Genomic DNA, 11,795 nt, shown 5'->3' on the forward strand with positions numbered 1-11,795 from the left:
CGCCTGGGGCAGATCCCAGTGGTACAGCGTGACGAACGGCCGGATGCCGTGCCCGCACAGGGCGTCGACGAGCCGGTCGTAGTAGTCGAGGCCCCGCCGGTTCACCGCGCCCCGCCCGGCCGGCATGACCCGTGGCCAGGCGACCGAGAAACGGTAGGCGTCCACGCCGAGGCCGGCCAGCAGGTCCACGTCCTCCCGCCAGCGGTGGTAGCTGTCACAGGCGACCGAGCCGGAGGTGCCGTCGTCGACGGCACCGGGGCGGCGGCAGAAGGTGTCCCAGATCGACGGCCCGCGGCCGTCCTCGTCGACCGCCCCCTCGATCTGGTACGCCGCGGTGGCCGCGCCCCAGATGAAGCCGGCCGGCAGGTCCGGCAGCTCGGGCAGGTCCGGCCGGGTTGCGGCCGCGGCGGCGCCTTGGGATGTGGTGGTCATCCCTTCACCGCCCCCTGCATGATGCCGTCGACGAGATGCCGGCCGAGGAGCATGAAGACGACGAGGATCGGCAGCGTGGCGAGCAACGTGCCGGTCAGCGTCAGGGTGTAGTCGGTGGTGTAGCCGCTGGCCAGTGCGGAGAGCGCCACCTGCACGGTCGCGTTGTCCTGCAGCACGACCAGCGGCCAGAAGAAGTCGTTCCACGCCTGCATGAAGGTGAACAGCCCGAGCACCGCCGCGGCGGGGCGGGCCGCCGGCAGGACGATGTGCCAGTACAGGCCGAACGTGCTGGACCCATCGACGCGGCCGGCCTCCAGCAGTTCGTCGGGCACGGCGCGGCCGAGGTACTGGGTCATGAAGAAGACGCCGAACGCGGTTACCAGCCCGGGCACGATCACGGCGGTGAGGCGCCCGGTCCAGCCGAGGTCGGCCATCAGGATGTACAGCGGGATGATGCCGAGCTGGTGCGGCACCATCGAGGTCGCGATGGCCACGACGAGAAGCGCCTTTCGGCCTCGGAACCGCAGTTTGGCGAAGGCGAACCCGGCCAGGGTCGAGAAGAACACCACGGAGACGGTGATCGAGCCGCTGACGATGAAGGAGTTCACCAGGGCCCGGCCGAAGTCGGTCGTGTCGAACACGCGCGCGATGTTGTCGAAGAGGTGCCCGCCGGGCACCAGGGCCGGCGGCACCTTCGTGACGGCGTCGCTGGTCTGCGAGGACACGACGATGGACCAGTAGAGCGGGAAGACCGACCCGGCCACGACCGCCAGCAGGGCGCCGTAGCTCCAGACCGAGGCCTTGCGTGGGTACCCGAAGCTCCGGCGCCGGTGGGACCGGCGTGGCGGCGGCGAGGGCGTGGTGCCGGTCTGTACGGGGTCCGCGAGGGTGGTCACGGCGTTCTCCTCAGTCCTCGTCCTTGGCGATGCGCCGGGTGAGCAGGAAGTTGATGATCGCGAAGATGGCGATGACCAGACAGAGCGTCCAGGCGACCGCCGAGGCGTAGCCGAAGCGGAACTCCCGGAACCCCTGCTCGTACATGAACAGGGCGACGGTCTGGAACTGCCGGTCGGAGCCGCCGGTGGGCGTCTGGGAGCTGGCGAACAGCAGGGGTTCGGCCATGATCTGCAGGCCGCCGATCGTCGAGATCACCGTGGTGAAGATGATCGTCGGCCGCAGCATTGGGACGGTGATCCGCCTGAACTGCTGAGCCTGCGACGCGCCGTCGAGGTCGGCGGCCTCGTACAGGTGGTGCGGAATCGCCTGCATCGAGGCGAGGTAGATGAGGGCGTTGTAGCCGGTCCACCGCCAGGCGACGATGAACGAGATGGCCAGGTGGGAGCTCCAGGTGTTGGCCTGCCAGTCGATCGGGCCGATGCCGACGAGGCCGAGCGCCCAGTTGACCATGCCGAAGTCGCGGCCGAAAAGTTGGGTGAAGACGATCGTCACCGCCACGATCGAGGTGACGTTGGGCAGCAGCACGCCCATCCGTAGCGCGGTGCGGGCCCGCAGCCGGTGGTTGAGCAGGTGGGCGATCCAGAGCGCGGCGAGCAGTTGCGGCACGGTGGACAGCACCCAGATGCTGAGTGTGTTGCCCAGGGCGTTCCAGAAGTACGCGTCCTGCAGCATCTCGCGGTAGTTCGCGAGGCCGACCCAGCGGTGCGACCCGGAGTCGAGCAGGTCCCAGTCGTTGAACGAGACGTACGCCGTGTACAGCAGCGGGAACAGCCCGAACGCGCCGAACAGCAGGAAGAACGGCAGGATGTAGAGGTAGGGCGAGCCCTTGGTGTCGAGCCGGCTCAGGCCGGCCCGCCGGGCCTGGTGGAGGTAGGTGGCCATCGTCGATCCTTCGTCGCCGGGCGCCGCCGGCGGTCACGGGCGACCGCCGGCGGCGCGGGTCGAGTTACTTGGCGAGGCGCTCGACGTCGCTGACCATCTGCTTCCAGGACTCGTCGGAGCTTTGCTTGCCCTGTTCGATGCGGACGAGGGCGTCGCGGATGGTGGTCTGCACGTCTCCGGCTCGCGGGCCCTGGTACTGGGGCTTGAGCTGCTTCGCCGCGGTGGTGAAGAGCTGACCCACCGGTGCGTTGTTGAAGAAGGCGTCCTTGTACTGGGCAATGTCGGGCTTGTCGTACAGAGCCGGGATGGACGGCAGGTTGCCCCGCGCGGTGAACACCTTGGCCTGCTGTTCCGGGGCGGTCAGCCACGCCGCGAGCTTCTTGGCCTCCTCGATGTGCTTGCCCTGCTTGGGAACGGTGAGGTACGAGCCGCCCCAGTTGCCGCCGCCGCCCGGGACGCTCGCCACGTCCCACTTGCCGGCGGCGTGCTTCGCCTGGTCCTTGATCTTGGTCATCATCCAGGCCGGACACGCGATGGTGGCGAACTGGTCCTTCGCGAAGCCGTTGTTCCACTCCTGCGAGCTGCCGATCAGCTTGGCCGACAGGTTGCTCTGGATCGCCTTCACCGTCAGGTCCCAGGCCTTTCGGACATCGGGGCTGGTGCCCACGACGATGGCGTTGTCCTCGTTGTAGTACCCGACCGGGGCCTGGCCGATGATGGCGTTGAACAGTTGGCCTCCGCCATCGAAGAAGGCGCTGCCGGCCGGGGCCTTCGCCGCGTACCGCTTGCCGAACTCGATGTACTGGTCCCAGCCGCTGCCCCAGGCGGCCGACACCTGGTCGCGGTCGAAGGGCATGCCGGCCTTCTCGAACAGGTCACGCCGATAGCAGATGGCCAGGCCGCCGACGTCGGTGCCGTACCCGATCTGTTTGCCGTCCTTGGCCAGCGACGCCGCCCACTTCCAGTCGAGGTACTCGGACTGGCGGTCCTTGCCCAGGTCGACGAAGAGGTTGCCCCGCTCGCGCATCTGTGCGATGAAGCCCGTGTCGACGCCCTCGATGTCGCCCGCGCCGGAGCCGGTGGCCAGGTGGGTGATCAGGTCGCGGTGATGGTCGTTGTAGGCGGCCGTGCGCTCCTGGATCGTGATGTTCGGGTGCGACTTCTGGTACTCGGCGTACAGGTCCTGGTACCCGAAGTTGCCGAACAGGTTGACGTTCAGGGTGATCTTTTCGTTGCCGCCGCCGGAGCCTCCCTCGGTGCCGGTGCCACACGCGGTCAGCAGTACTCCGGCGGCCAGGGTGGCCGCCGCCAGTCGCAACAGTCGTTTTGGGTGCATGCCAGGGAACCCTTTCGTGCGATGTAACCGGTTACCTGAAACCGGTTACATTGTCGGCGAAGCGATGGTGGTGGGGGTGGGTGGAGTTGGATGAAGATCGGATGCCGGCCGAGTTGCGGGTGACCGCCCGGCGAGCGCCTTTCCTGGGAAGTGTGAACGGGTTCGGCTAGGGGGTGTCAAGTTACGAAACGATAACGTTCGATGCGGGTTGACCTACGGACATCGCTGGCGCTACGGTCGTGAAACCGGTTACAGAGAAGGCACCACATTGGCCACTATCAGGGAGTTGGCGCGCCGCTCCGGCGTGTCCGTCGCCACCGTGTCCCGCGTCTTCAACACCCCCGAGGTCGTCAGCCAGCACACCCGCCAGCGCATCCTCGACCTGGCCGCCGAGATCGGCTACCTGCCGAACGGGTCGGCCCGGACGCTCGCCACGAAGAAATCCAACATGGTGGGCCTGGTATGGGACACCGACCATCGCCGACCTGGGTGGCGCCACCCATTCCTGCAGGAGATCCTCGTCGCGCTCAAGACGGCGCTCAGCGCGCACGGGCTGAACCTGCTCATGCTCGCCGGCCACGACGCGGTGGGGCCCGACGACGGGCAGCGATACGTGCGCGCCGTCCGCCAGCACAACCTCGACGGCGCGGTCATCATCGACAACGGCACCCGGGACCCGGCCGTGCTCGCCCTCGTCGAAGCCCAGGTGCCGTGCGTCGCTCTCGACCTGCGGGTCGACGGCCCGACGTCGACCTACATCACCTCGGACAATGCCGGCGGCGCGGCGCTCGCCGTGCGCCACCTCGTCGAACGCGGCCACCGGTGCATCGCCACCATCACCGGCCCGCTGCGAACCTGGCCGGGAGCCGAACGGCTCGTCGGCTTCCGGGCCGCGCTGGCCGGGGCCGGCCTGCCGCTCGCCGACGGCCACGTCGTCGAGGGAGACTTCTATCTCGACGGCGGTCACGCCGCGATGGACCGGCTGCTCGCCCTCGACGACCGCCCTACCGCGGTGTTCGTCGCCGGTGACGAGATGGCTGTCGGCGCGATGCGGGCGGCCCAGGCGGCCGGCCTACGGATCCCCGACGACATTGCGATTGTCGGCTTCGACGACATCGAGGTGGCCGCGCTGATCCCGCCCGGGCTCAGCACCGTCGCCCAGAACAAGCCCGGCTTCGGCACGGCCGCCGCCGAGGCGCTGGTCGCCATGCTGCAGGGCGGCGACGACCCGCCCAAGCCGACCGTGTTGCCGACGACGCTCGTCGTCCGCGGCACCACCTGACCCGAACCGCGCGACGTCGGCGCCGTCCCGCTCTGGATCGTGCTGCTGCTCGCGGTCGCTGCTGCCGGAGCCGCTGTCACCGACCCCGCAACCGGGCCTGCCTCGAGCGTCACACCCGTGCCTGGGCGAGGTCGCGGCCGGCGGTGGCGCGAATGATCCGGGGCCAGGTCGGCGGGGCCAGCGCATTCAACCGCCTCGCCGCACTGCCGCGACCCGCCGGCTGACCCAGCAACCCCACGCCCCGACCAGCAGCACGGAGGAACCCGGCCCAGCGCCGGGCCGTCAGCATGCCAGCGAACTGGTACGCGAATCCCGAACCAACCTCATCGAACACGTCCAGTCGGCCGCGACAGCCGCAACCTGCCAGGCGTACGTGAGTTCGCCAGCCGAATCGGGCTGATCTAACCCGCTGCTTCCTGTCGCGGCTGCTGCTTTTTGCGCGTGGGTGGGTTCCGGTCGGGCGGCGACTGTCGTGTCGGGACAGTGCACCCCTATAGACCCCTATTGATGCGTAGTGATGTCGTCGCGGAGCGTTATCGTCTGACGGTGTCGCCGCCCTCTGACGGCAAGATCGTCTGACGGAGAGGATCGCCATGTCGCTGCCCACCAACCCTCCGGCGCTGAGCGTGGTGATGCCGACCTACCAGGATCCGCAGTGCCTCGCGCTGACCCTCAGGGCGCTGACCCGGCAGACGCTGCCGCCGGAACGCTTCGAGGTGATCGTGGTCCGGGACGGTGGCTCGTCCGACGGGTACGCCGAGGCGCTCGCCGAGGGCGCCGGTCTCCGCCTGCGCGTGCTGGAACTCGCCGAGCGCAAGGGCCGCTCCGTCGCCCGCAACGAGGGGGCGCGCCGTTCCTGCGCACCTCTGCTGGTCTTCCTCGACGCCGACTCGTGGGCGGTGCCCGACCTGCTGGAGCGGCACCTGGCCTGGCACAGCGTGCCCGGCAACGCGGCGGTGCTGATCGGCCGGCGGGACGAGATCGGCCTCGCTGACCTGCCGGCAGTGCTGGCCGGCGAGCCGCACGCGGTCGCACGCGCCTTCCCGCACGGCGGCGACCTGCGGTTCGCCACGGGGCTTCCCGACGACGGGGGCGAGTGGCTCCGGGCCGGCTGGGTCATCGCCTACACGCACAACATCTCGCTGTCCAGCGCGCACTTCGCGCAGGTCGGTGGCTACCGCGAGGCGTTCGGTCTGAGCTACGGCGTGGAGGACGTCGAGTTGTTCTACCGCGTCGACCGAAGCCTCCCCGGCGGCGTCAACTTCGGCTACGACGACGACGCCCGGGTCGTCCACCTGCCGCACCACAAGAACATCACCCGCAACTGGATGGAGATGAAGGCCAACTTCCAGCAGGCGGCCCGGCTCTATCCGTGCCTGGAGTGGGAGTTCCTCACCGCCGTCATGGGGTACGAGGCGATCCGGCGGATCCTGCACTATCGCGCGCTCATCGACGAGTGCGTCGAGCGGTCGGCCTGCGCCATCGGCCCCGCCGCCGCGCGCCTCGCCGGCCAGGTGCGGGGGCACCGCACGCTCTGGATCGGCACCGGCCGCGCCGATTCCGGGTTGCCCGCCTCGGCGTTGACCTTCGACTACGCCGCACCCATCGGGCGGACCAACTTCCACCTGCTCGGCGTCGCCCCGCCCATGCCGCCGGGCAGCCTGGACGCGGTGATCAGCGTGGACTTCTGGCGGTACCTGCTGTGGCCGGAGCTCTGCCAGTTCATCTCGGCCTCGCTGCTGCTGGCGGGCGAGGTCCACCTGGTCGCCACCGCCGACTCGACGCCGGGGATGTGCGCCGCCGACCCGCAGACGCTGGACTACCTGCGCCAGGCGCAGGCCGCGGCCTGCACGGCCGAGCTGCGCGCGGTCGAGGGGCTCGGCCACGTACTGATCCTGCGGCCCCTCCGACCCGCGCCCGGTGCCGCGCGCCGGGTACCCACTCAGACCGCCGCCAGGGCGCGACCCGCTGCCCTGGTGCCGGGGCGCTCCACGACGCGGGGATAGCAGATCGACGGTGCGGCCAGGCCCGACAACGCTGTCGGGCCTGGCCCAGCCGCGCCCGGATCCGGCGTAAAAGACGGAAAGGCGAGTATTGTGCGCGTACTGCTGTCGACTCTCGGGTCGCGTGGCGATGTCCAACCACTGGTGGCGCTCGCGTCGCGGTTGACGGCCCTCGGCCATCAGGCCCGCCTCTGCGCCCCGCCCGACTTCGCCCGCTGGGTGGCCAGCTTCAGGATTCCCTTCGTGCCCGTCGGCCCGCCCTGGCGCAGGTCGGCGGCGCCCAGGTCGCGGGCCGCCGTGCCAAAACCCTCGCCCGCGCAGGTACGCAAGTTCGCCGAGTCCTCCATCGGCATCCAGTTCGAGGTGCTGTCGGCCGCAGCCCGGGACTGTGACGTCCTCGTCGCGTCGACGGGCCTCCAGATCGCCGCCCGCACCGTGGCGGAGAAGCGCGGCATCCCGTACGTCTTCGCGGCGCTCTGCCCGGCGGCCCTTCCCTCACCCCACCACCCCCCGCTGCCGCTGCCGGTGCTCGGGGAGGTCCCGGCGCCCGCGTCGGCCGACAACAGCGACCTGTGGGCCGCCAACCTGCGGCACGTCAACGACACCTTCGCCGCGCCCCTCAACGCGCTGCGGTCGGCGGTGGGGTTGGGCACGGTCGACGACGTCAGCGACCACATCCACACCGACCGGCCGTGGCTGGCCGCCGACCCGGCCTTGGCACCCTGGCCGGACGTCGCCGATCCGGCCGTCTACCAACCGGGCGCGTGGCTCCTGCCCGACAAGCGGGCCCTGCCCGCCGAGCTGACGGCCTTCCTGGACGCCGGCGGGCCGTGCGTCTACGTCGGATTCGGCAGCGTCGCCGCACCCCCGGGTCTGCTGGAGACGGCCGTGCGGGCCGTGCGCGCGGTCGGTTGCCGGCTGGTCGCCTCCCGGGGCTGGGCACCGCTCTCGCCGGTCGACCGGTCCCCCGACTGCCTGGTGGTCGGCGAAGTGAACCAGCAGGACCTGTTCCGGGAGGTGGCCGTGGTGGTCCACCATGGCGGCGCGGGCACCACGACCACGGCCGCGCGGGCCGGGACGCCGCAGGTCGTCGTACCGCAGGTGTACGACCAGCACTACTTCGCGCGCCGGGTGCCCGCGCTCGGCATCGGCACCGCACACCCCGGCTCCGTGCCGACCGTCGAGTCACTGACCGAGGCTCTGGGCGCCGCGCTGCGGCCGGAGGTGGCCGCCCGCGCCCGCGAGTTCGCCGGCGTCGTACGCACCGACGCGGTGCAGGTCGCCGCGGAGCGGTTGGTCGTCGCACCGGGAGCCTGACCGGTGAGGCGACGCTCCAGGTACTGCGGGGGCGGGTCCGGCTGGTCGCGCCGGATCAGCCGTGGACCGGTGGGGAGGGCGACCTGCTGGTCATCCCGGAGGCCCGGCACTCGTTGTACGCCGAGGTTAGGGTGTCGGCGGACCGGACCGGTGTTCCGGCCGGCGCTGTTCACCGGCGGGGCTGCGGAGACCGTCGGTCGCGCCGCGGGCTCGTGGCGAGCGGGGCGCGTCGGCGTCAGAAGCTGCTGACCAGCTTCACGAACGCTTCGTCGATCTTGGCCGGATCGGTCGCGTCGAAGGCCTTGCCCGATGATGCCTTGGCGATCCGGTCCAGGGTGGCGAAGTCCGACTCCCGGTCGAAGGCGATGCAGAACACCTTCACCGGACGCCGCGGGTCGAGGGCGACCTCGGCGAGCAGGCCGGCCAGGTCGTTGTCCTGCCGGTACTCGTTCTTGCCGTCGGTCAGCACGACGATCGCGTTGATCCGCTGCGGGTCGTACCGGTCGAGCAGCTCTCGGTGTGCGGCCCGGACCGTCGCGTAGAGCGCGGTGCCGCCGTCGACGTGCAGGCCGGCGATCTTGCTGTTGATCCGCTTCTGGTCGAACTCGCCGAGAGGGACCTCCTCCCGGTAGGGGCTCGTCGGCCGCTTCCGGGTCTCCGAGGAGAACGACCAGAGACCCACCCGGTCCTCGGTGTTGAGCAGCGCGAGGCCCTTGCCCGCCGCTGCTGAGGCGACCTGGAAGCGGGTGCGGGTGCCGACCATCGCCTGCATGGACCCGGACGTGTCCAGGGCTATCAGGATGTTGGCCTTCTTGCGGAGCGTCCGCCAGCCGTCCAGCATCGCGCCGACCACCTGCGGGTCCGGGGGCTCGAAGTAGCTCAGCCCACCGGTGGGCTCGGCGCCGACGTTGGCGAGCAGCTCCGCCGAGGCTCGGCGCTCGTGGTCCCGGAAGCCGAGGCGGGCGAAGCTCTCCTGCTGGGCGTCCTCGGTCAGGAAGGCCAGGAAGTCGGTCGCCGCCGCCCGCTGCCGCTCGTCGGCGGAGGGCAGCACCACGAACGGGTGGTCCAGGTTGAACGTGCCCTCCTTGGGGTGGACGGCGACCAGCGGGACGTTCGGCCTGCGGCCCCGCTCCTGCCCGTCCTGCCGAGGGCTCAGCGCACCCGTGTTGTAGAGGTCCACGAGTTCCTCCTGGAGGACGATGGCGCTCATGTCGTCCGTACTGCCCGCGCCGCCCGCCAGGTCCGCCTCGGCGAGGCTGCGCAGCAGGTCCACCGAATCGTCGCTGTAGTGCGACACATTGGCCTCGATCCGGCGGACGAACTGGGTGACCGCGGGGTCGGCAAGGTCGGACCGGGTCAGGTCGCTGGACCGTTGCACCGCCGCGTAGTAGGTGGCGATGGTCGCCGCCAGCCCGGAGGTGGACAGGTTGGGGTTGTCCTTGCCGAAGGTGAAGCGGCCCCACTCCGGCTTGCCGAAGCCCGCCCACCCGTCCCGCCCGGACAGGCCCAGGATCTCCCCCCAGCCCAGCGGCCCGCGCCGGCGTATCAGTTCGGCCTTGGGCTGCGGCATCGCGATCACCAGTGGGCTGTTGGCGATCGACGGGTAGCGGTCCGGGGTCTGCGGTGCTCGCCCGGCGGCTTGGTCGAGCAGCCGGAGCTGGCCGGTCCACAGGCTCGACGTCGGCAGCCAGACCTGTGGTCGCGGCAGGCCGGTGTGGGTCCAGCCGGTGGCCAGCGCCTCGGCGGCCTGGCCCGAGTTGAGCGCGCTGACGTGCACCTGGGCGCAGCCACCGCCGTCGATCGACCGGCTGCTGCGGTTGTAGCGCTCGGCCAGGTCGACCAGCAGCGCCGCCTTCTCCGTCGACGAGTTGACCTGGAGGGTGGTGGCGCAGTCGGTGCGGGGCACCTCGCTGCCCGCATCGCGCTGCTGGACGAACACGAACGCCCCGGCGATGACCACCAGCCCGGCGGTGACGGCGGCGGTGTAGGGCAACCACTGCCGCGTGCGGGTAACGGATGGGGTCATCGGGGCGTCCTCCTCGGCGGGCGGCTGGTGGCCGTCAACCTATCGATCCGGCGCCAGCCGGCGACCCGGACCCCTGCCGCGGCGTCACGGGCGGTCGGACCGTCCCCCGACCGCCGTAGCGACCAGCAGCCGGACCAGGTAGACCACGACGAAGGCGACCGCCCCGACTGCGGCGGCCGGGCCGATCGCGCTCGACGCGACGTAGCCGGCGGCGGCGCCGGCCGAGCCGAGGAAGAGCGCTGTCGAGATGCCCCAGGCGTCGAGGGCCTCACGACGCAGCCGCCGCAACGCGCCGCCGGACCCGGCGCCGACGCCGGGCTCCGTCGCCGGCAGGTACGCCGGCTGGGTCGTCATCCGTGGGTGTGCCGGCTGCGTCGGCCGGGCCTGGGTCGGCACCGTCGGCTGTGGCTGTGGCTGTGGCTGCGTCGGGCGCGGCTGCGGTGCCGTCGGCGTGATCCGGGGAAGGGGATGGTTCGGCGTCGGCGTGCCCGCGGTCTCGTTGCCGACCTCGAGCAGGCTCTCCCGACGTAGCGGCACGGTGGCCGTGCCGTCCTGCCGCAGCAGCCGCACCAGCACCTGCTCGGCACCCGGCCGATCCGCCGGATCCTTCGCCAGGCACTCCCGGATCAGCTCGTCCAGCACCGGAGGCAACGCCGGCAGGTCGGGCGGATCGTGCAGCACCCGGTGCATCACGGCGAAGAGCGAATCATCGCCGAAGGGTGGCCGGCCACCGGCAGCGAACGCGATCGTGGCCGCCCAGGCGAAGACGTCGCAGGGCGGACCGACCGCGTCGTTGCGGAACCGCTCGGGTGCCATGTACGCGGTGGTCCCCATGACCCGGCTGGACGCCGTCTCGGTCACGCCCAGCGCGCGAGCGATGCCGAAGTCGATCACCCTAGGGCCGTCCCTGCCCAGCACCACGTTGTCCGGCTTCAGATCGCAGTGCACCACGCCGGCACTGTGGATCGCGGCGAGCGCGGTGACAGTGCCGACCGCGAGCCGGTGCAGGGCGTTACCGGTCACCGGGCCGCGTTCGCGGACGTGCCGGTGCAGGGTCCGGCCTTCGATGAACTCACTGACCACGTAGGGACGCTCGCCGTCGACCTCGGCGAAGAGCACCTGCGCGGTGCAGAACGGAGCGACCCGGCGCGCGGCGGCGATCTCCTTCACGAACTGCGACCGCGCCCGTGGATCAGTCAGGTCGACGTTGACCATCTTGACCGCGACGCGGTCTCCAGCGTCGTCCTCACCGAGGTAGACGACCCCCTGCCCACCCGCGCCCAGCCGGCCGAGCAGCCGATACCGGCCGGCGGTGACCGGGTCGTGCGTCCACAGCTTCGCCAATCCTGGCACCGGCGTGCCGGCCAGTTCTGACATCCCGACTCCATCAGTGTCGTGCCCGGCCACCGGCGGCGCAGGGCACGGCCATCGTGTCATGCCGCAGCGACGACAGAGGACAGCCGATCATGGGTGGAAGCCACCACCGCCGGTGGTCTCGCGGTGGCGGTCGCCGCACTGCGCGGGCCGGCCCGGCCTACGACGGCGGGCGTCCCTCCAGGG

At 71.0% G+C, this 11,795-nt stretch carries 9 protein-coding genes; 3 read left to right on the plus strand and 6 right to left on the minus strand.

Annotation, left to right across the window (positions count from 1 at the left end):
• The 4 genes from KBX39_RS10335 to KBX39_RS10350 all read right to left on the minus strand — a co-directional run.
• A partial coding sequence (locus KBX39_RS10335) for a family 1 glycosylhydrolase (RefSeq protein WP_210870227.1) occupies positions 1 to 432 on the minus strand: 432 nt, incomplete at its 3' end.
• Positions 429 to 1,208 (minus strand): carbohydrate ABC transporter permease, encoded by a 780-nt coding sequence (locus KBX39_RS10340; protein WP_197494872.1) that lies wholly within the window; start codon positions 1,206 to 1,208, stop codon positions 429 to 431. The genes KBX39_RS10340 and KBX39_RS10335, both read right to left, overlap by 4 nt.
• 130 nt (positions 1,209 to 1,338) lie before the next feature.
• Positions 1,339 to 2,271 (minus strand): carbohydrate ABC transporter permease, encoded by a 933-nt coding sequence (locus tag KBX39_RS10345; protein ID WP_030500465.1) that lies wholly within the window; start codon positions 2,269 to 2,271, stop codon positions 1,339 to 1,341.
• Between the two features lie 64 nt (positions 2,272 to 2,335).
• The gene (locus KBX39_RS10350; protein ID WP_043329850.1) at positions 2,336 to 3,607 is read right to left on the minus strand and encodes an ABC transporter substrate-binding protein; all 1,272 of its coding nucleotides are present in this window, start codon (positions 3,605 to 3,607) and stop codon (positions 2,336 to 2,338) included.
• 268 nt (positions 3,608 to 3,875) lie between these two features.
• Between KBX39_RS10350 and KBX39_RS10355 the strand changes: the two genes are divergently transcribed.
• The 3 genes from KBX39_RS10355 (at position 3,876) to KBX39_RS10365 (ending at position 8,209) form a co-directional block, all read left to right on the plus strand.
• Complete coding sequence (locus KBX39_RS10355) at positions 3,876 to 4,889, plus strand: LacI family DNA-binding transcriptional regulator (protein WP_210870229.1); 1,014 nt, start codon at positions 3,876 to 3,878, stop codon at positions 4,887 to 4,889.
• Positions 4,890 to 5,482: 593 nt separating this feature from the next.
• On the plus strand, positions 5,483 to 6,895 hold the full coding sequence (locus KBX39_RS10360) for a glycosyltransferase family 2 protein (protein ID WP_210870231.1): 1,413 nt from the start codon (positions 5,483 to 5,485) through the stop codon (positions 6,893 to 6,895).
• Between the two features lie 90 nt (positions 6,896 to 6,985).
• Positions 6,986 to 8,209 (plus strand): glycosyltransferase, encoded by a 1,224-nt coding sequence (locus KBX39_RS10365; protein ID WP_113972404.1) that lies wholly within the window; start codon positions 6,986 to 6,988, stop codon positions 8,207 to 8,209.
• 235 nt (positions 8,210 to 8,444) lie between these two features.
• On the opposite strand, the gene KBX39_RS10370 is transcribed toward KBX39_RS10365, so the two are convergent.
• The gene (locus KBX39_RS10370; protein WP_210870233.1) at positions 8,445 to 10,235 is read right to left on the minus strand and encodes a substrate-binding and VWA domain-containing protein; all 1,791 of its coding nucleotides are present in this window, start codon (positions 10,233 to 10,235) and stop codon (positions 8,445 to 8,447) included.
• 84 nt (positions 10,236 to 10,319) lie between these two features.
• The gene (locus KBX39_RS10375) at positions 10,320 to 11,612 is read right to left on the minus strand and encodes a serine/threonine-protein kinase (RefSeq protein WP_210870235.1); all 1,293 of its coding nucleotides are present in this window, start codon (positions 11,610 to 11,612) and stop codon (positions 10,320 to 10,322) included.
• Positions 11,613 to 11,795: the final 183 nt, after the last annotated feature.

Origin of the sequence: Micromonospora sp. D75, from assembly GCF_018070405.1 — a bacterium.
Taxonomy (GTDB): domain Bacteria; phylum Actinomycetota; class Actinomycetes; order Mycobacteriales; family Micromonosporaceae; genus Micromonospora; species Micromonospora chalcea.